This is a genomic window from Neisseria sp. N95_16 (assembly GCF_002551535.2).
GTDB classification, from domain to species: Bacteria; Pseudomonadota; Gammaproteobacteria; order Burkholderiales; family Neisseriaceae; genus Neisseria; species Neisseria brasiliensis.
This window is the reverse complement of the sequence record NZ_PDBT02000013.1, coordinates 23,251-41,491: the sequence shown is the minus strand read 5'-3', so window position 1 is coordinate 41,491 and position 18,241 is coordinate 23,251. Positions and strand designations below refer to the sequence as shown.

The following is an 18,241-nucleotide window of genomic DNA, read 5'->3' as shown; positions in this document are numbered from 1 at the left end:
CCGCCGACCGAGAAAGACATTGGACTATGAGACACCGGGTGATCTGTTTTCAGCAGCCCTTGCCAATGGCATTTGAGCGTTGCACTTGAAATGCGAATGTAAGGCCGTCTGAAAAGTTAACGCTTAAAACTGCACGGCAGGCGCATTCGAAATCGCACCTTCATTCTCTACGCTAAAGTTCGCACGCGGCTGCATACCGAAAATTTTTGCGGTAATGTTTTGCGGGAACTGGCGCAAAGTGGTGTTATAAGTTTGCACCGCTTTGATGTAGCTGTTGCGCGCGATGGAAATACGGTTTTCCGTGCCTTCCAATTGCGCCTGCAAATCGCGGAAATTTTGGTCGGCTTTCAATTGCGGATAGTTTTCCGACACCACCAATAAGCGCGACAACGCACCACTCAATTCACCCTGCGCTTGTTGGAATTGCTTCAATTTTTCAGGATTGCTGGCATCTTCAGCGCTCAACTGCATGCTGCCCACTTTGCTGCGCGCTTCGGTGACTTTGGTAAACACTTCTTCTTCATGAGTCGCATAACCTTTTACCGTATTCACCAGATTCGGAATCAAATCCGCGCGGCGTTGATATTGGTTCAACACTTCCGACCAAGCCGCATTGGCTGCTTCGTCTTGCGTTTGCATGGTATTGTAACCGCAACCGCTCAAGCTGAACATTGATGTCATCACGGCCAAAACGGCCAACCATTTTTTAAACATTGCACTCTCCATCACATAATGTGTCAAAAAATTTTCCATCACGCCATCATTTTTGATGGCCGTCTGAAAACTTGTTTTCGAGTATAACCTAAAAATTATTTTTTGATTAAAAAAATAAATAAGAAAATAAATTTCCGGATAATCGATTAGGCAAATTTGCTCTATAATACGACTAATTACAGCCTACTACTTTATTTGTTCCGACAGCAAGGAGAAGCCCATATGCGAATTTTACTGACCGGCTCGAAAGGCCAATTAGCCCATTGTCTACGCGACCGCTTACCTGAAAGCTGGGAATTGATTGCCACGGATTCAAGCTCTTTGAATATTACCGATGCCGAAGCTGTGAACAACATGGTGCAAAATTTCCAACCCGATGTTGTGGTCAATGCCGCTGCTTATACTGCTGTCGACAAAGCCGAAACCGATGTCAGCAATGCCTTTGCCGTCAACGCTCAAGCTGTACATCATTTAGCCGCTGCCGCGCAAAAAATCCACGCGCGCTTTATTCATGTTTCCACCGATTACGTATTTGACGGCAATGCCAAAAGCCCGTATCGCACAACCGACTCAACCAACCCGCAAAGCGTTTACGGCAAGAGTAAACTCGCGGGTGAACTGTTGGCCTTGGCTGCACACCCCGAAGCAGTGATTATCCGCTCGTCTTGGTTATTCAGCGAATACGGCAACAACTTTGTCAAAACCATGCTGCGCTTGGCCGACGAGCGCGACAGCTTATCTGTCGTCAACGATCAAACCGGCAACCCGACTTATGCCGGTGACTTGGCCGCTGCCATTGTCAGCATCATTGGCGAACCGGAAATGCATCGCGGCATTTACCACTATTGCGGCAACAAATCAGTGAGCTGGTACGAATTTGCTGATGCCGTATTCCAAACTGCAGCCAAGCATATTAATGGCTTCAAAATGCCTGAGCTCAAAGGCATCCCAAGCAGTGAATACCCTGTTCCCGCGCCGCGTCCGACATACAGCGTGATGGACAATCATAAAATTGAACGTGATTTCAAGGTAAAAGCGTCCGACTGGCAAAAAGCCTTAAACGACATCATGGGTAAATTAAACTAAGCAAACCCATCAACAATCAAGTAAGGCCGTCTGAAACTAATTTAATCATTTCAGACGGCCTTTTTATTTGACGTCAAAATCTTGTCATTATTGTACGCTATGATACGCACTAACAGAAAAACACAGCAACTTTACATAATTGCTGTATTCAATTCTGTGAAAAGCGCCTATTATGCCAACATAACATCTCACGATAAATATTGCAGGTTTGATAAAAAAACATAATCTGCAAAAAGCAACAAAGTGAAAGGAAGTATCTTTATGCAACATCGTCGACGTCAGTCAATTTTCCAGGCCGCCAAACGCGCCTCTTTTAGCAACAAACCGACGACTCCTGCACAAGTGCAAAGTCGTTAAGTAAAATCAAGGTGCACCATGCTGGGTTGCACCTTTACCATTCTACTATGCCGTCTGAAATTTCAGACGGCATAGTTATATCAAGATTGCGCTTGAAGATAGGCTTTTAATTTGTCTTCATCTAAAAACCAATGGCAGATCTCAATGCTCGCCATGCAGCAACACCGGCACTAATTCATTGTATTTTTCTTCTAAAAGCGGATCTTCATCCACATCAACCACATCCAATTCAAAACCAAATTCCTGCTGGAACGGCTGCAATTGCTCGCGCATTTTGTGGCACAAGCTGCAATACTCGCGGAACATCAACGTTAATTTCATTTATCGTTTCCTTTGTTTTATCATTATTTAATGATGCCACATCAACACCAGTGAAATCGGGATAATCGACAGCAAAGTCGCCATCAGCATTGCGCCCGATGTTTCCTTGACAAAACCATGAATGCCACCAAACAGCGCATACAGACTGGCCATTGGTGTAGTCGCAAACAACACGCCGGCAAACAACATATCCTTATCCGCGCCCATCAACCACAAGCAGGCAAACACCACCAGCGGACACAAAGCCAATTTGCCAAACGTCACCCACGCCATGTCTTTCACATTACCACGAATACTCATGCCGTAAAGATTGCCACCAATCATAAACAGAGCCAGCGGTGATGTAGCCGTGGCCAGCATGGCGGAAAGTTTGTCCATAAAGGCTGGCAATGGTAGCCAGCCAAAAGCAAAAATCAAGCCGATGGGCATGGAAATAATAATCGGATTGGTCAGCAAGCCCTTACCAATTCGGGTAAACAATGCCCAATAATTGGTCTGCCCGCCCTTAGCCAAATCCAGAAAAATAAACATTAATGGCAAAATCAGCAGGTTTTCCGTCAGCACGTTCATGGCAAAATACACGCCGGCCGCCAGACCAATCGCCATCAGAAGCAAAGGATAGCCGACAAAACCGGAATTCGACATTCCCACCGCCAAACCGTTTAACGCAGCCAATTTCGGATCCAAGCCGCGTTTTTTCGTGGCGTACCAACTGATAAAAAACAACAAACCTGAAGCCAGCGTGTAGCCGTAGAAATATTCCGGCTTAAACACATCGGCAATTGGCCGTGTAGCAATGGCGTTAAACACCATCATGGGCATACCGATTTTGATGACAAATTTGCCCAAGCCATCAAGCTGTTCACGGCTAAAAATCTGTTGCCGCATCGCACCATAGCCGATGGCAATCATCAAAAAACGGGGGCGATAATGGTAAAAATGGCGGACATAATTAATCCAAGTAGGCGGAATCAAATACTGAGACTTTTGCAAAATCCCCATCTTTGGCACATTTCTTCGTTATGCGTTGCTCGAAAGCTTGCCTATCTTTGTGATATGTCTGCGCTTTCTGCGCTGCTCTAACTTCGAACTGCACTCAAATTCGGGGTTTTGCAAAGGTCTCATACTTCTAAATAAGCGAATCGCTATTGTAAAACAGAATGCCGATAAAAAGGCCGTCTGAAAAAGATTTCGTGTATCTTTTTTCAGACGGCCTTTTTTTATTTATCCGGCAAGCAGATTAAGCTTTCTTTTTAAACACTGCATTCAGGATGCAGCCCAAAATAAAGCCAACTACTGCAGGCACTACCCAGCCCAAACCGATATCGTACAGCGGCAAAGCGTTGTTAATCGCAGCAGCTGTTTCATCACTAAAGCCGAATGCGGCTTTGTAGGCATCCAATACACCCACAATCAGGGTGAAGAAGATGGTGCAGATATACACAATACGGCCACCGCCGAACAGGTTATGCAAGAACGCCAGCAAAATAATCACCACGGTCAGCGGGTAAAGCAGCATCAACACCGGAATCGAGAAGCTGATGATACCGGCCAAACCTTTGTTGGCAAAACCCATCGATACCAAAGTGAAAATGGTCACAAATGTTTTGTAAGAAATACCCGGGCACAAGCGGTTGAAGAATTCCGCATTGGCTACGATCAAGCCGATTGCTGTACTCAAACACGCCAAGAATACAATCACGCTCAGCAAAATATTGCCGGCGTTGCCAAAATAAAATTGCGCAGTTTTCGACAACACTGCCGCACCGTTTTCCTGCATACCCAAACCGGCCACGCTGGTGGCACCCATGTAGCCAATCATCAGGTAAACCAAAGCCAAGCATGCCGCGGCAACCACACCAGCCACGGTGGTAGTGCGCAACAATTCTGCGCGGTTGTCCACGCCCATGGCGCGTACGGCATCAATCACAATGATGGCGAATACCAACGATGCCAGCGCATCCATGGTGCCGTAGCCTTCCAAAATACCTTTAGCAAACGGACGAATGGCAAAATCACCTTGTGGCGCAGTCAGCGCACCCATCGGGTTCATCGCGGCATAGCCCATCAAAATGGCAATGGTCACCAACAACGCAGGTGTCAAAATTTTACCGATACGGCCGACCAGTTTGCCCGGCGACAACGACAGCCAATAAGCCACGCCGAAAAAGAATAAACTAAACAATGCCAAAGCCAGCGTTTTGTTTTCTTCGCTGATATAAGGCACCACACCGATTTCAAACGATACCGTTGCCGTGCGCGGCGTGGCAAACAAAGGACCAATCGCCAAATACAGCGCTGAAGCAAACAAAATACCATATAAAGGGGTCACGCGTGAGGCCAATACCTGCACGTCGCGCGAGTTGGAATAACCAATCGCAATCACACCCAATAAAGGCAAACCGGCACCGGTCAGCAAAAAGCCGAGCATGGCCGAAAACCAATTTTCACCGGCCTGTTGTCCCAAAAATGCAGGGAAAATCAAATTACCGGCACCAAAAAACAAAGCAAACAGCATCAGGCCGACAGCCCAGAGCGATGCCTTTTGATTTCCTGAAGAATTCATGTGTACCACCTGTTTTTCTTATCTGTACAATCAAATATCATGCGCTATTTCGGTTTGACACCGCCACAGACATGACCAATTCAAGCTTTACTTTTACTAAGCAAAAACCAACATCAGCCGCTTGAAAATGCCAATGGGCGCACCATAAAATGTAAAGTAGGTGTCAAGAATAGTCAAATTTTCCAAAATCAGCAACTTATTTTTAATGATTTTCAAATATTTCTCGCCGAGCGGTAAACTGAAACCACACCGCTTTGCGTGCTTTAGATGAATCGTTTTTCTTCTATACAATGAAAAGGCCGTCTGAAAAATTCAGACGGCCTTGATGTATTTTATAAAATTAGGCTTGAATGTTGATGCCTGCAGTCACCGTAGTTTGGGCAGATGTACCGGCATTCAGGAATGAAGCAGCCAAATCGCTGCAACACCCACAGCAAGTGGCTACGCCCAATTGGTCTTGCAAATCGCTCATGGTCGCGGCACCTGCGGCAACAGATTCTTTGATGTCGCGGTCAGTAATGGCGTTACAAATGCATACAAACATGTGAGTGCTCCTGATTCCATCTCATAATGAGATTTAGTTTTATTCTTAAACGTAAATATAAATAAAAACTGTTCCTATTGCAATCGGTTGTTTGCACAAAATCGTTGGAATTTTTTTATTAAACTTCCAATCTTGATAAAATTAGTCAAATATTAAATAACCATCTGTTTTCAATACAAAAAGGCCGTCTGAAAACATGATTTGCTTTCAGACGGCCTAAGATCTTTTAATTGTCTATAGATTAAGCTAACACACCCAAAATCACGCTACCTGCTTTAAACACCGCTGTGGCGTATTGCCCCGGGTGCAAATCAAGCTGTTCGGTGCTTTGCACGGTAACGCCCGCATGAATATGGATATTGCTGCCCAAATCCAAGGTCACAATCGAATTGACTGCGCCACGTTCGACATGTGCGATGACACCTTTGAGCTGGTTGCGGGCGGAAAGTTTGATGTGGTCTAAATCGGTGGCGATGATGATGTTGGTGGATTTAATCAAGGCAATCACCGTATCGCCCTCTTTCAAACCCAATTCAGCGCAGCTTTCGCTGGTGATGGTGGCGACCACTTCATGATTGCTCGGCAAAGTCAGCACCACTTGGCTGTGAATGCCGCTGGTTTGAATGCTTTTAACAATGCCTGCGAATTGGTTGCGTGCGCTGGTTTTCATGATGTTCTCTTTATGTTCAGACGGCCTATCCTGATAAAAGGCCGTCTGAAAGTCAGTTTCTCGGATGATGTTGCTCGACCACGCTTTTTAAACGCTGGTTGGCAACATGGGTGTAAATCTGTGTGGTGCTGATGTCGGCATGCCCCAATAAGGTTTGCACTACACGCAAATCGGCGCCGTGATTGACCAAATGTGTGGCGAAAGCATGGCGTAAACCGTGCGGGCTTAAGGCGGTAATCCCTGCCATCTCGGCATATTCTTTCACAATCATCCACGCCAGTTGGCGCGAAATGCCGACCCGCTTTTGGCTGACGAACAGTTCGTCACACATTTTGTCTTTCAGTAACAACGGGCGCGATTCCTGCACATAGCGTTCAATCCAATATACGGCCTCACCGCCCAAAGGCACGATACGCTGCTTGTCGCCCTTGCCGATGGTTCGAATCCAACCTTTATTTAAATCAATATCGCCCAATTGCAATTTCACGGCTTCAGTCACACGCAAACCGGTGGCATACATCACTTCCAGCAAGGCTTTATCACGCAAACCGTGCGGCGTGTCAGTATCGGGCGCGCTCAAGAACCGATCGATTTGGCTTTCGGTAATCAGCTTCGGCAATTTTTGTGCCTGCTTTGGTGCTTTTAAAAAAGTGGTGGGATTGTCATGGCGCTGCTCGGTTTCTTCCAGCCACGCATACAGCCTTTTACACGCAGATAATGAGCGCGCTTGCGAACTTGGCTTTTCTGCGGCATCGTACACCACATCCGCCAAATCTTCACGCGCCGCATTCAGCCAGTCAAGATTTTTCTGGCTTAAACGTGCCGCCACTTTTTCCAAATCACGACGATAGCTTTGCAGGGTGTTTTGACTAAGGCGGTGATTGAGCCAGAGGTGCTCTAAAAGCTTGTCGATTAAGGTATTCATAAGAATTTAATATTGAGGCCGTCTGAATATGGTTTTCAGACGGCCTGAAACTTTTAAAGCTATTTCTCGCTCACCGTTTCCAACACTTCTTGCGCATGTCCGGCCACTTTGACCTTGCGCCATTCGTGTTCGATTTCGCCAGACTTGTTCAACACAAAGGTGCTGCGCTCGATGCCCAACGATTCTTTGCCGTAAAGCTTTTTCAGCTTGATGACGTCAAACATTTTGCACACGGTTTCGTCTTTGTCGCTCAAGAGCTCAAATTGAAAGCCTTGTTTGGCGCAGAAATTTTGGTGCGCTTTCACACCGTCGCGCGAAATGCCGACCACGGTGTAGCCCAATGCTTTGAATTGTTCCAAGCGGGCATTGAAATCCAAGCCTTCGGTGGTACAGCCGGGGGTGCTGTCTTTCGGGTAGAAATACACAATCAAAGGCAGGTGTTCGGCAGAGTGGAAATCTTCACCGCTGCTGGATGGAAGGGTAAATTCGTATGTTGACATAATCAATTCCGTTTCAGACGGCCTATCAGGCTATTTTTCACTCAAATTCAGATAATTGCGACTGCCCTGCAAATCGCTCATCGCACGCAGCAGCAAATCAAAATGCTCGTCGTTGCCGTTAACGTCCAACTCGTCGGCATTCACAATCAGCAAAGGCGCGTTTTGATAAAGGTGGAAAAAGCGGCTGTATTCTTCGTGAATACGGTTGAGATAGCCGGCCGGAAACAGGTTGACCACACCATCGCCGCGTTTTTGCAAGCGTTTGCGGTTGGTATCGGCGGCGGTTTGCAGATAAATCACCAAATCCGGCACAGGATATTGCGGCATGGCGCGGCGTTTTAACTCCCAAAACAGGGTTTGTTCTTTATCGTTCAGCACCACCGGCACGAAAATTTGGTCTTTTTCCAATAAGAAATCGGCCACAATCACGCTGCCTTTTTCTTCTTCGGCATTAATCACGTCCACGCTGTCGGCTCGGCGCATCAAGAAAAACAGTTCGGTTGCCAAACCGTGATTATTGGCATTGGCATAAAATTGCGCTAGAAAAGGATTTTGGTCGGCATTTTCGGTCAAATGCAGTGCATTAAATTGAGCGGCCAAGCGGCGGCTCAATTCTGATTTGCCGCTACCAATCGCACCCTCAACCGCAATATAACGATAGTTCATGTTGATTTCCTACTCTGTCTTTTTATTGTCAGGCCGTATTTTATCAGACCCTGCAATGCTGAACAGTATCAAAATGCCGTCTGAAAGCTTTTCAAACTTTCAGACGGCCTATTTATTATTCCGCTTCACTCAATAAGCGAATACCATCATCGCCTAATCGAGCGACAATATCGGCAGCATTACCGTGTTGGCCCAATTTGAAATCCGGCAGAATTTCGGCCAATGGTTTCATCACAAAGCTGCGCTCATGCGCACGCGGATGCGGTAAGCTTAAATGCGGATCATCACTGCTTTGATGATCATAATCGATGATGTCTAAATCCAAGGTGCGCGGTGCATTGCGGAATGTGCGTTCGCGACCAAAATCGGCTTCGATTCGGTTCAACACCGCCAACAAAGCCACATCGCTCAAATCAGTGGATACGGCACACACGGCATTCACAAAATCCGGCTGGTCATCATAACCAACGGGCGCGGTGATGTAGAGTGACGACGTGTGTTCAAGCTTAATTTGTGGATGGGCGGCAACCGCTGCCAATGCCGCACGGATTTGCTGGGCTGGGTTCTGTAGATTGCTGCCCAGCGCAATAATGGCAGATTTTCGGTTTAACATGGTTCAGACGGCCTTAGAAATAAGGTTTGAATAAAGCCATGTACACAATCGTCGCCACACACGCCATGGCGCACAAATAAGTCACATAGAATTTGTTTGAACGCGGTGCAGAACGCATCATCGCCACGCCAAAACCAATATATACCAACAATAAAACGATTTTCACTGCCAACCAAGGCGCATTAAACGGGGTGAAATGGGTCAATTTCATCAGCCACAAGCCGGTAAACAACAACATGGTGTCGTTTAAGTGTGGCAAGGCTTTCAGCAGGCCACCCAAAGGTTTTTGCGGGTTTTTCCACAACAAGAAAAAACGCAGGTTAAACAATAAAATTGTAATCGCCACAAAAAGCATGTGGCTGTGTTTGACAATTAAATATTGCATGGCAGTGATGATGGTTGGTTTAAGAATGCCGCTATTTTACCCTAAACATTCATTTCTGACGTAACTTTTGTATCGCCAACACATAAGGCGGATGGTTTTGACGGTTGATAAAATGGTATTTCAACACAGCAAATTCTTGCTGTGGCAAAGATTGCGCCCATGCTTCAATGGCTGCTGCTTCCACACACCCCGAATCATGGCCGGGGTATAACACTGTTACCACAATGCCATTGGGATTTAATAGTGATAACGTGCTGTTGAGCGCCGCAAGGCTGCTGTCGGCTGATGTGGTGATGTTTTTATCGCCCCCCGGAAGCCAGCCAAAATTAAACACTGCCGCATCCAAGCCTTGTCGGATATGACGTTCAATATATTGATGACTGTCGTGAACCAAATTCACGCGGCTCAGCAGGTTTTCCGCCATCAATCTGGCTTTGGTCTGCTCAATGGCTTGCTGTTGCACGTCAAACGCCCACACTTTGCCGCGATAACCTACGGCTTCGGCCAAAAAAACCGTATCGTGACCGTTACCAGCCGTGCCGTCTAAGGCCGTGTCGCCATTGTTTAAATGTTGGGTTAATAGTTGATGGGTAAAAGGAAGAATATTCTGAATTGACATCACATTCTCTTGGTATGACTTAAAAGGCCGTCTGAAAATAAAAATACCTTACCGTTATCGGTAAGGTATTAAAATAATGACCTGCATTATTCTGCTGACTGTGTTTCCACTTGCACCGGCGCAGCTGCTTGTGCTTGGGCAGCCGGTTTGTTTTCGTGCTGCAAACTTACCGCACGAGCCGGAACGATGGTTGAAATAGCATGTTTGTAAACCATCTGGGTCACTGAAGTATTACGCAGCAGAACAACGTATTGGTCGAATGATTCAACTTGGCCTTGCAGCTTAATGCCGTTAACCAAGTAAATCGAAACCGGTACGTGCTCTTTACGCAACGCATTCAAAAAAGGATCTTGTAACATTTGTCCTTTAGCTGTCATATTCTTTACTCCGTTATTATGATTTTAAGGAAAGCCGTGAATAGCTTTATGGGTGATTGTAGCCTTGAATGTCGATTTTTACCAACAATTTTGGGTAAGAATATGCAAACTTTTTAACATGGTTTAGTTATTGCCCCCGCTTGATTTAGCTGATATTCGGCGCTGATTTGTTTAGATATTTACTCTATTTACGCTTATCTCTTTCTTCTTTTTCAGTTTTATTTCCTATCCGGCATGTTTCACGACTGACTTACTCAACGCATATCAAAAAAAACCGGAAAACGAATTTGACTATCGCTTTCCGGTTTGGCTTTATTTGCTGTGCTGTTTTTTCACGCTGACTTGGCGTTTCTTCGCTTTACCGCCGCTGTTGCGCACTTTTTCATCTTTGCGCTCTTCACGTTTGGCAATGCGATTACTGTAAGCCGCGCGGCGCAACGGTTTTTTCTTCGGCTTGTCTTCTTTTTCTTCGTAAGGGTTTTCCGAAACATTATATTGAATGCGCAACGGTGTGCCTTGAAGATTGAAGGCTTTGCGGAAAGTTTGCGTCAGATAGCGCGTGTAGCTGTCGGAAATCGCGTGCAGCGAATTGCCGTGCACCACAATCACCGGCGGATTCATGCCGCCTTGGTGGGCATAACGCATTTTCGGACGGGTCAAGCCTGAACGCGGTGGTTGCTGGCGTTCGATGGCCGTCTGAAGCACACGGGTGATTTTCGGCGTCGGCATTTTAATCATGGCTGCGTCATAGGCCGCCTGAATGCTGTCGAACAAACCGTCAATGCCGCGTTCTTTCAAAGCGGAAATAAAATGGAATTTGGCAAAATCCAAGAAATACAATTTACGGTTGATGTCGCGCTTCACTTGCTCACGGCGCTCTTCGCTGATGCCGTCCCATTTATTGACCGCCACAACCAAAGCACGACCTGCTTCCAAAGCGAAACCGGCAATCGTGGCATCTTGATCGGCGATGTCTTGCTGCGCGTCCAATACCAATACCGCCACATTGGCCGCCTCAATCGCCTGCATGGCTTTGATTACCGAGAATTTTTCCACCACTTCATCTACTTTGCCACGACGACGCACACCGGCGGTATCGATGATGGTAAACGGTTTGCCTTCACGCTCGAAATCGATGTGGATACTGTCACGCGTGGTGCCGGCCATGTCAAACGCAATCACGCGCTCTTCGCCCAAAATAGCATTCACCAAAGTCGATTTGCCGACATTCGGACGGCCAATCACGGCAAAAACAGGATGCTTGGCGGTTTCCTCCTCTTCTTCCGGCTCTGGGAACTCGGCCAGAATATCTTCCATCAGGTAATACACACCATCGCCATGCGCACCGGAAATCACATACGGCTCGCCCAAGGCCAGCTCAAAAAATTCGGCAGACAATACTGCCTGATTGCCACCCTCACCCTTGTTCACGGCCAAATACACCGGACGCGGGCTTTGGCGTAAGCGATCGGCAATGATTTTGTCTTGCGGGGTTAAACCGGTGCGGGCATCGACCAGAAATACCACTGCATCGGCTTCATCCACCGCTTGCAGGGTTTGGCGTGCCATTTCATGCAGGATGCCGCTATCGACCACCGGCTCGAAACCGCCGGTATCAATCACCAAATAAGGCTTGCTGCCGACTTTGCCGTGACCGTAATGGCGGTCGCGCGTTAAGCCGGGCAAGTCGTGTACCAACGCATCTTTAGTGCGCGTTAGTCGGTTGAATAAGGTGGATTTGCCGACATTCGGCCGTCCCACCAATGCAATTGTTGGTTTCATTTTTTCACTTTCCTTTTTCAGACGGCCTATATTTACAGGCCGTCTGAAAACACATAACGGCTTGCCGGACACAACACCCGACAAGCCTGCTGTTTGCTCTTAAATCTGCATAACCGTATTTAATCACTCGGCACCATTATGCAAGATTGGTAAAACCATCTATCTTTCAGACGGCCTTATTTTTGCGAATCCAATTTCATTTGAACCAATTCGCGACCCACCGAATCTTTCGGCAATTTAGCCAATGCCTGCTCATAGCTGGCAGCTGCTTCTTTGGCTTTGTTTTGCGCCACGAAAACATCGCCTTTGGTTTCCAGCAGCAAGGCTTCGTAATCGGCCTCTACTTTGGTATCCAACGCCACTAAAGCTTCATCGTATTTCTTTTGCTGCAATTTCACCACGGCCAAACGTTGCGCCGCCAAGGCTTGAACCAAAGGCTCTTTTTGGTTTTTCAACACCCAATTCAGATGGCCTGAAGCCACATCGTAACGACCGGCATCAAACTCAGTCGCCGCCACCATCAAGGTTGCTTGTGCCGCCGGAATGGTTTCGGCAAAGTTTTGCTGCAGATTTTGTAAATCGGCATTAATGGCTTTTGAATCACCTTGGTTTTGTGCTTTTTCAACCAATTGCGCCAATACATCAGCTGCTTCTTGGCTTTTTTTCACCAAATGGCTTTGGTACATGGTATAACCCAAATAGCCCAATGCAGCCAGCATCAGTAAGGCAAACAGCCAGCGGCCGGTGCTTTTCCAAAAGTATTTGAAATTATCTAACTCTTGTTGTTCTTCCAAATGAGCTGCCATTTATGCGTTCTTCCATTGTTGTAAAGTGTTGATTAAATCAGCGGCGGCCACGGTAATTTGGCCTTTTTCGCCCTGCATGTCTTTCAGCGTCACTTTGCCTTCGGCCAATTCGTCTTGCGCCACAATCAGGGCAAAATGTGCGCCACTGCCGTCGGCTTTTTTCATTTGCGCTTTCAGGCTTTGATAACCGGAATGCTGCAACACATTAAACCCTTCGGCACGCAAGGCTTGGGCATATTGCATCACCTGCAAAGCGGCACCTTCACCTTGATGCATGGCATACACATCAGGCGCAGCATTGGCTTGCAAGGTGCCGTATTCGTGTACCAGCAACAATAAACGCTCAATGCCCATGGCAAAACCAATCGAAGCAGCCGGTTTACCACCCAATTCTTCAATCAAACCATCGTAACGGCCACCGCCGCATACAGTCGCTTGTGCGCCCAGTTTGTCTGTCGTCCATTCAAACACGGTTTGGTTGTAATAATCCAAGCCGCGCACCAAACGCGGATTTTCGGTGTATTGAATATTCAAACCATCCAGCATGGCTTTGAAGCGGCTGTAATGCGTGCGCGATTCTCCGCCCAGATAATCCACCAAGCGCGGCGCAGCGTTACAAATTTCCTGTAATTCCGGATTTTTGGTATCCAATACACGCAGCGGGTTGGTTTTCAGACGGCGTTTGCTATCTTCATCCAATTGCGCTTCATATTCGGTCAGATACGCCACCAATGCGGCACGATGGGCGGCGCGTTCTTCGCGATTACCCAAGCTGTTAATTTCCAGCGTCAAATAATCACTAATGCCCAATTTTTTCCATAAATCGGCCGACATGGCGATGATTTCGGCATCAATGTCAGGACCTTCAAAACCCAAAGCCTCAATACCCACTTGGTGAAACTGGCGGTAACGGCCTTTTTGCGGGCGTTCGCGGCGGAACATCGGCCCCATGTACCATAATTTCTGTGGGCTGTTGTACAAAAGATTATGCTCAACCACTGCGCGCAAGCATGAAGCCGTGCCTTCTGGGCGCAGGCTCAAGCTCAGTGAATCGTTAGAATCGGAAAAGGTGTACATTTCCTTGCCGACCACATCGGTTTCTTCGCCGATAGAGCGCACAAACAAACCGGTTTGCTCCACAATCGGTGTGCGAATTTGCTGATAGCCGTAAGTGCGCGCCCACTGGCTGACCATGTCTTCAAAAGCCTGCCAAAAAGCAGCGGTGAGTTTGAAATCTTTTTGTTCGACAGGTAAAAGGTCATTCATACCTTTTACGGATTGGATTTTTTGTGCCATTTCAAATCAGGATGCTTAAATCAAATAGTCGGTAATTATAGCTTATTTTTAGCGGATTGTGTTCTCAGACGGCATCTTCCTTACGGTAAGGCTGTCTGAAAATCATTTCAATGCCAAGAAGGCTTCGGGTAAAATACGCGGTATGAATACACGCATCAATCCCCTGCCGCTGCTTGACGGCGTAAAGCCCAGCTATCTGGTGTTGCCGCACGACAAATCGTTTTACGGCTTACCGCTTTTGCATTTCTTATGCGCCCGTTTTCCGTTTGTTGATGACACCAATTGGCGCAAACGCTTAAACAGCGGATTTGTGGTCGATTCAGACGGCATGGCTTTGAATGCGGATACAATATTTCAACCCGGGCAAACGATTTATTATTATCGCGAAATCAGCCGTGAAGACGAACCGCGCATCCCGTTTGACGAAAAAATTCTGCATATTGACGAGCATTTGATCGTGGTGGACAAGCCGCATTTCCTGCCGGTGATTCCCAGTGGCCGTTTTCTGCACGAAACCTTGCTCACTCGCTTGCGCCTACACCCCGATTTGCAACACCTAAACGTGGAGCACATCACCCCGATTCACCGCTTAGACAAAGACACGGCAGGCGTGATGCTGTTGTCGCACAATCCGGCCAGCCGCCGCGATTATCAGACCATGTTCCAAGATAAAACGGTGCGCAAAACCTACGAAGCGGTTGCCCCCACGCGCACGGATTTGGTTTACCCTTATTCGATACAATCGCGGCTGGTGCGTGGGGATCAATTTTATTTGACGAAAGAAGTTGATGGCGAGCCGAATGCCTTTACCACCATCGAATTGGTTGAAAACCGTGGCGAAACCAGCCTTTACCGCTTGCAGCCGATTACCGGCAAAAAACACCAACTTCGAGTGCACATGATGAGTTTGGGCATGCCGCTGTTAAACGATGCGCTTTATCCTGTTGCGCTGGCGGTTGGCGATGAAAATTATGAAAAGCCGTTAAAACTATTGGCAAAAATCATTGAGTTTAGCGACCCTATTAGTGGCGATATTCGCAAATTTGAAAGCATGCAGAAGCTATAAAATAAAGGCCGTCTGAAATATTGCTTTTCAGACGGCCTTTATTTGAATATTAAGAATTAAGCATTTTTAATCGGAATCACACGCGGCTGAACGCGTTTGGCACCGCCTTCACGGTAATTCTCTTTCACATACTCTTCGACAATCAGCAAGAATTCTTGTGCAATGTTGTCGCCTTTTAAGGTGACTTTGCGTTCGCCATCAACATAAACCGGCGCAACAGGGGTTTCACCCGTACCCGGCAGGCTGATGCCGATGTCGGCCAATTTACTCTCGCCGGGTCCGTTCACCACGCAGCCCATTACGGCCACATTTAAGGATTCCACACCCGGATAAACCGTACGCCACACGTTCATCTTTTGACGCAGATAATTTTGCACATCTTGTGCCAATTCTTGGAATACCGTGCTGGTGGTGCGACCGCAACCCGGACAAGCCGTGACCATTGGGGTAAACGAACGCAAGCCCATGGTTTGCAAAATTTCTTGTCCGACAATCACTTCTTGCGTGCGCGAGCTACCCGGTTCCGGTGTTAATGATATGCGAATGGTGTCGCCAATGCCTTCTTGCAGCAACACGGCCAGCGCCGCCGTAGACGCTACAATGCCTTTGCTACCCATACCGGCTTCGGTCAAACCCAAATGCAGCGGATATTGGCAGCGGCTGCCCAACTCACGATACACTTGAATCAAATCCTGCACCGCGCTGACCTTACACGACAAAATGATTTTATCTTCCGGCAAGCCCAAGCTCACCGCTTTTTCAGCCGACTCTAAAGCAGAAACGATCAAGGCTTCTTTCATCACTTCTTCCGGCGGCAGCGGCGTAGCCGAAGCCATGTTGGCATCCATCATGCGCTTGGCCAAACTTTGATCTAAAGAACCCCAGTTCACGCCGATGCGCACGGCTTTGTTGTTTTCAGCCGCGGTGCGAATCATGTAGGCAAATTTTTCATCGCCTTTTGCACCCTTGCCGACATTGCCCGGATTGATGCGGTATTTGGCCAATGCTTTGCCGCACTCGGGATATTCGGCCAACAAGCGTTCACCGTTGAAATGGAAATCACCTACTAACGGTGTGTTGTAGCCCATATCATCTAAGCGCTGACGGATTTCAGCCACTTTGGAGGCTGCTTCAGGGCTGTTGACGGTAATCCGCACCATTTCCGAACCGGCATCGCTCAACTCTTTAACTTGTAAAGCGGTGCCTTCCGCATCAGCGGTGTCGGTGTTGGTCATGGATTGCACCACCACCGGTGCGCTGGAGCCAACGGTAATATGATCAATTTGGACTTGATGTGTTTGGCGGCGTTTGAGTGTGTTCATGTTTATTTTTTTCCTGCAATAAAGGTGGCAGACTGTTTGCCCGGGGCACGGTAATCAACCGGACGAATGCTGGTGCCGCCATAATTGGCTTCGGCACCAGCCGCGATACCGACCCATACTTCATACGGCGCACCGCCTTTGAAGCGGCGCTCACTGCCGGCCGGAATGATATTGCTGAACACCATTTTGCCATCTTTATCATGAATAATCAGATTACTGCGGTATTGTACTTTCACCCACAATTCATCGGCAGCCACTTCGACTTTCGACTCGGAAGCCGCAGAAGCGGCGACATCTGAAGCAGCAGAAGCAGCCGCAATCACTTGTGTGCCTTGCTCGGTCATTTTCGATACTTCAACATTGCTGGCTTTTAAAGCCGGCGCTTGCAAGCTGTTTTGCACGGCACTGCTGTCTTGTGCGTATTGTTGGCTACTTTCTAAATTCGACTTGTTTTGCCATAAATAAATACCGCCCACAATCAAAGCCAATGCCGCCACGCCCAAAATCCATTTTGGGAAACCGTTTTTCTCGACACTTTGGTAATTAAAACCGGCATCTTTTTCGCGATTAACCGCATACACATGATCAGCAGTTTGCGGCACAACGGTTTTCAGACGGCCTGCAATTTGCTGTTCATCCATTTTCAACAAACGCGCGTATGAACGCAGAAAGCCAGTGGCAAATACCAAACCTGAAAAGCTGGAATAATCGCCTTTTTCCAAATCTTGAATTTGCTCAACCGATAATTTCAGACGGCCTGCAATATCGCTGATGTCAATGCCTTGCTTTTCACGTAATTGGCGCAATTCATTGCCCAATGCTTTTGCTGCTTCGATGTTGTGTGCTGTTTTTTGTTGATTGTCCATGTATTATCGACCTGTCGTCACTGCCTGTAGTTCTTCGGAATAAGGGAAATTGGCTCTTAACTGCGCTTCGTATTCATAAGCGGCTTGGGTGTTACCCAGCGCATTAGCCAAGCGCCAACCTAACAGCAAATCATCTGCCTGCAATACGTCAACCTTGCTTTGGTATTGGCGGAAGTAATAATCGGCATCGTTCAGACTGCCTGCCAACATTTTGGTGCGTGCCAATTCTTTGAATGCGGGCGGAAATTGCGGCGCAGCAGCCAAAGCGCGCTCTAAATATGCTTCAGCCAATGAGAATTGACCCATTTTTGCGCTACAAATGCCTTTGTTTAAATTCGCCACATACGGGCTGGGATACGTCGGATCCGACAGCGCTTTGTCGAAATACTGAATCGATTCAGCCGGATTATTCATGTGGCTGCACACAAACCAGCCGTAGTTATTATTGATTTCCGCGCTATCCGGTTTCAACGACAAGGCTTTCAAAAAGCTTTCTTGCGCTTTGTCTTGTACCTTCAAGTATTGGTAAATCTGCGCACGCACCAACCAAGCCACTTCGTTTTTACCATTAGAATTTAAGGCATCTTCAATCGCCTGCGTTGCCTGACGGTAATCCTGAACGCGCATGTATTCCAAAGCCAATTGCGTTTTGATATTGGATACCTGCTCTGCACGTTCGCGTGGGCTTGGGCCTGACGAACCGGCACACGCTGCCAATGTTAAGGTCACAATTAAAGACGATAAAATATTTAATTTCATG

At 47.4% G+C, this 18,241-nt stretch carries 20 protein-coding genes and 1 pseudogene; 2 read left to right on the top strand and 19 right to left on the bottom strand.

Annotation, left to right across the window (positions count from 1 at the left end; all coding sequences use genetic code 11):
• Positions 1–123: 123 nt before the first annotated feature.
• On the bottom strand, positions 124–714 hold the full coding sequence (locus tag CRG49_RS03565; protein ID WP_095503466.1) for a LemA family protein: 591 nt from the start codon (positions 712–714) through the stop codon (positions 124–126).
• A 156-nt stretch (positions 715–870) separates the two neighbouring features.
• Here CRG49_RS03565 and rfbD point away from each other — a divergent pair, with 156 nt between their 5' ends.
• Positions 871–1,800, top strand: a complete 930-nt coding sequence (gene rfbD, locus CRG49_RS03560) for a dTDP-4-dehydrorhamnose reductase (protein WP_095503464.1) — start codon at positions 871–873, stop codon at positions 1,798–1,800.
• A gap of 437 nt (positions 1,801–2,237) precedes the next feature.
• Here rfbD and CRG49_RS03555 read toward each other — a convergent pair.
• From CRG49_RS03555 to hisS, 15 genes and pseudogenes are all read right to left on the bottom strand, one after another.
• Positions 2,238–2,478: pseudogene (locus CRG49_RS03555) on the bottom strand (glutaredoxin family protein).
• Between the two features lie 27 nt (positions 2,479–2,505).
• Positions 2,506–3,480: an AEC family transporter gene (locus CRG49_RS03550; protein WP_095503462.1), complete on the bottom strand. Its 975-nt coding sequence runs from the start codon at positions 3,478–3,480 to the stop codon at positions 2,506–2,508.
• A 238-nt stretch (positions 3,481–3,718) separates the two neighbouring features.
• Complete coding sequence (brnQ, locus tag CRG49_RS03545) at positions 3,719–5,044, bottom strand: branched-chain amino acid transport system II carrier protein (protein ID WP_095503461.1); 1,326 nt, start codon at positions 5,042–5,044, stop codon at positions 3,719–3,721.
• Between the two features lie 340 nt (positions 5,045–5,384).
• Entirely contained in the window at positions 5,385–5,588 is a 204-nt protein-coding gene (locus CRG49_RS03535) for a (2Fe-2S)-binding protein (protein WP_095503459.1), read from the bottom strand.
• 241 nt (positions 5,589–5,829) lie between these two features.
• Positions 5,830–6,258, bottom strand: a complete 429-nt coding sequence (locus CRG49_RS03530; RefSeq protein WP_095503458.1) for a molybdopterin-binding protein — start codon at positions 6,256–6,258, stop codon at positions 5,830–5,832.
• A 52-nt stretch (positions 6,259–6,310) separates the two neighbouring features.
• Entirely contained in the window at positions 6,311–7,183 is an 873-nt protein-coding gene (xerD, locus tag CRG49_RS03525) for a site-specific tyrosine recombinase XerD (protein ID WP_095503457.1), read from the bottom strand.
• Positions 7,184–7,242: 59 nt separating this feature from the next.
• Complete coding sequence (locus CRG49_RS03520; RefSeq protein WP_095503456.1) at positions 7,243–7,683, bottom strand: peroxiredoxin; 441 nt, start codon at positions 7,681–7,683, stop codon at positions 7,243–7,245.
• A gap of 30 nt (positions 7,684–7,713) precedes the next feature.
• The gene (locus CRG49_RS03515) at positions 7,714–8,349 is read right to left on the bottom strand and encodes a deoxynucleoside kinase (RefSeq protein WP_095503455.1); all 636 of its coding nucleotides are present in this window, start codon (positions 8,347–8,349) and stop codon (positions 7,714–7,716) included.
• A 115-nt stretch (positions 8,350–8,464) separates the two neighbouring features.
• Positions 8,465–8,962 carry a 2-amino-4-hydroxy-6-hydroxymethyldihydropteridine diphosphokinase gene (folK, locus tag CRG49_RS03510; RefSeq protein ID WP_095503454.1) on the bottom strand — a complete coding sequence of 166 codons (498 nt, stop codon included), beginning with the start codon at positions 8,960–8,962 and terminating at the stop codon, positions 8,465–8,467.
• A 13-nt stretch (positions 8,963–8,975) separates the two neighbouring features.
• Positions 8,976–9,347: a SirB2 family protein gene (locus CRG49_RS03505; protein ID WP_095503453.1), complete on the bottom strand. Its 372-nt coding sequence runs from the start codon at positions 9,345–9,347 to the stop codon at positions 8,976–8,978.
• 49 nt (positions 9,348–9,396) lie between these two features.
• Positions 9,397–9,966, bottom strand: coding sequence for a class I SAM-dependent methyltransferase (locus tag CRG49_RS03500; RefSeq protein ID WP_095503452.1), 570 nt, complete (start codon positions 9,964–9,966; stop codon positions 9,397–9,399).
• Between the two features lie 86 nt (positions 9,967–10,052).
• On the bottom strand, positions 10,053–10,343 hold the full coding sequence (gene hfq, locus CRG49_RS03495) for an RNA chaperone Hfq (protein ID WP_095503451.1): 291 nt from the start codon (positions 10,341–10,343) through the stop codon (positions 10,053–10,055).
• 312 nt (positions 10,344–10,655) lie between these two features.
• A complete protein-coding gene (gene der / locus CRG49_RS03490; protein WP_095503450.1) occupies positions 10,656–12,125 on the bottom strand; it encodes a ribosome biogenesis GTPase Der in 1,470 nt (489 codons plus the stop codon).
• A gap of 176 nt (positions 12,126–12,301) precedes the next feature.
• Positions 12,302–12,931: a tetratricopeptide repeat protein gene (locus CRG49_RS03485; protein WP_095503449.1), complete on the bottom strand. Its 630-nt coding sequence runs from the start codon at positions 12,929–12,931 to the stop codon at positions 12,302–12,304.
• Positions 12,932–14,227, bottom strand: a complete 1,296-nt coding sequence (gene hisS / locus CRG49_RS03480) for a histidine--tRNA ligase (protein ID WP_095503448.1) — start codon at positions 14,225–14,227, stop codon at positions 12,932–12,934.
• 142 nt (positions 14,228–14,369) lie between these two features.
• Here hisS and CRG49_RS03475 point away from each other — a divergent pair, with 142 nt between their 5' ends.
• Complete coding sequence (locus tag CRG49_RS03475; RefSeq protein WP_095503447.1) at positions 14,370–15,293, top strand: pseudouridine synthase; 924 nt, start codon at positions 14,370–14,372, stop codon at positions 15,291–15,293.
• Positions 15,294–15,349: 56 nt separating this feature from the next.
• Here CRG49_RS03475 and ispG read toward each other — a convergent pair whose 3' ends face one another.
• Genes ispG through pilW form a run of 3 tightly spaced genes read right to left on the bottom strand, consistent with a single transcriptional unit; the run spans position 15,350 to position 18,240 of the window.
• Positions 15,350–16,615: a flavodoxin-dependent (E)-4-hydroxy-3-methylbut-2-enyl-diphosphate synthase gene (gene ispG, locus CRG49_RS03470; protein ID WP_095503446.1), complete on the bottom strand. Its 1,266-nt coding sequence runs from the start codon at positions 16,613–16,615 to the stop codon at positions 15,350–15,352.
• Positions 16,616–16,617: 2 nt separating this feature from the next.
• Positions 16,618–17,481, bottom strand: coding sequence for a helix-turn-helix domain-containing protein (locus CRG49_RS03465; protein ID WP_095503445.1), 864 nt, complete (start codon positions 17,479–17,481; stop codon positions 16,618–16,620).
• Between the two features lie 3 nt (positions 17,482–17,484).
• Positions 17,485–18,240 (bottom strand): type IV pilus biogenesis/stability protein PilW, encoded by a 756-nt coding sequence (gene pilW, locus CRG49_RS03460; protein WP_095503444.1) that lies wholly within the window; start codon positions 18,238–18,240, stop codon positions 17,485–17,487.
• Position 18,241 lies beyond the last annotated feature (1 nt).

Excerpts from the sequence above, each read along its gene's own strand:
- CRG49_RS03565 (WP_095503466.1), bottom strand. The coding sequence starts at position 714 with ATGTTTAAAAAATGGTTGGCCGTTTTGGCCGTGATGACATCAATGTTC.
- CRG49_RS03550 (WP_095503462.1), bottom strand. The coding sequence starts at position 3,480 with ATGGGGATTTTGCAAAAGTCTCAGTATTTGATTCCGCCTACTTGGATT.
- brnQ (WP_095503461.1), bottom strand. The coding sequence starts at position 5,044 with ATGAATTCTTCAGGAAATCAAAAGGCATCGCTCTGGGCTGTCGGCCTG.
- CRG49_RS03535 (WP_095503459.1), bottom strand. The coding sequence starts at position 5,588 with ATGTTTGTATGCATTTGTAACGCCATTACTGACCGCGACATCAAAGAA.
- CRG49_RS03530 (WP_095503458.1), bottom strand. The coding sequence starts at position 6,258 with ATGAAAACCAGCGCACGCAACCAATTCGCAGGCATTGTTAAAAGCATT.
- xerD (WP_095503457.1), bottom strand. The coding sequence starts at position 7,183 with ATGAATACCTTAATCGACAAGCTTTTAGAGCACCTCTGGCTCAATCAC.
- CRG49_RS03520 (WP_095503456.1), bottom strand. The coding sequence starts at position 7,683 with ATGTCAACATACGAATTTACCCTTCCATCCAGCAGCGGTGAAGATTTC.
- CRG49_RS03515 (WP_095503455.1), bottom strand. The coding sequence starts at position 8,349 with ATGAACTATCGTTATATTGCGGTTGAGGGTGCGATTGGTAGCGGCAAA.
- folK (WP_095503454.1), bottom strand. The coding sequence starts at position 8,962 with ATGTTAAACCGAAAATCTGCCATTATTGCGCTGGGCAGCAATCTACAG.
- CRG49_RS03505 (WP_095503453.1), bottom strand. The coding sequence starts at position 9,347 with ATGCAATATTTAATTGTCAAACACAGCCACATGCTTTTTGTGGCGATT.
- CRG49_RS03500 (WP_095503452.1), bottom strand. The coding sequence starts at position 9,966 with ATGTCAATTCAGAATATTCTTCCTTTTACCCATCAACTATTAACCCAA.
- hfq (WP_095503451.1), bottom strand. The coding sequence starts at position 10,343 with ATGACAGCTAAAGGACAAATGTTACAAGATCCTTTTTTGAATGCGTTG.
- der (WP_095503450.1), bottom strand. The coding sequence starts at position 12,125 with ATGAAACCAACAATTGCATTGGTGGGACGGCCGAATGTCGGCAAATCC.
- CRG49_RS03485 (WP_095503449.1), bottom strand. The coding sequence starts at position 12,931 with ATGGCAGCTCATTTGGAAGAACAACAAGAGTTAGATAATTTCAAATAC.
- hisS (WP_095503448.1), bottom strand. The coding sequence starts at position 14,227 with ATGGCACAAAAAATCCAATCCGTAAAAGGTATGAATGACCTTTTACCT.
- CRG49_RS03475 (WP_095503447.1), top strand. The coding sequence starts at position 14,370 with ATGAATACACGCATCAATCCCCTGCCGCTGCTTGACGGCGTAAAGCCC.
- ispG (WP_095503446.1), bottom strand. The coding sequence starts at position 16,615 with ATGAACACACTCAAACGCCGCCAAACACATCAAGTCCAAATTGATCAT.
- CRG49_RS03465 (WP_095503445.1), bottom strand. The coding sequence starts at position 17,481 with ATGGACAATCAACAAAAAACAGCACACAACATCGAAGCAGCAAAAGCA.
- pilW (WP_095503444.1), bottom strand. The coding sequence starts at position 18,240 with ATGAAATTAAATATTTTATCGTCTTTAATTGTGACCTTAACATTGGCA.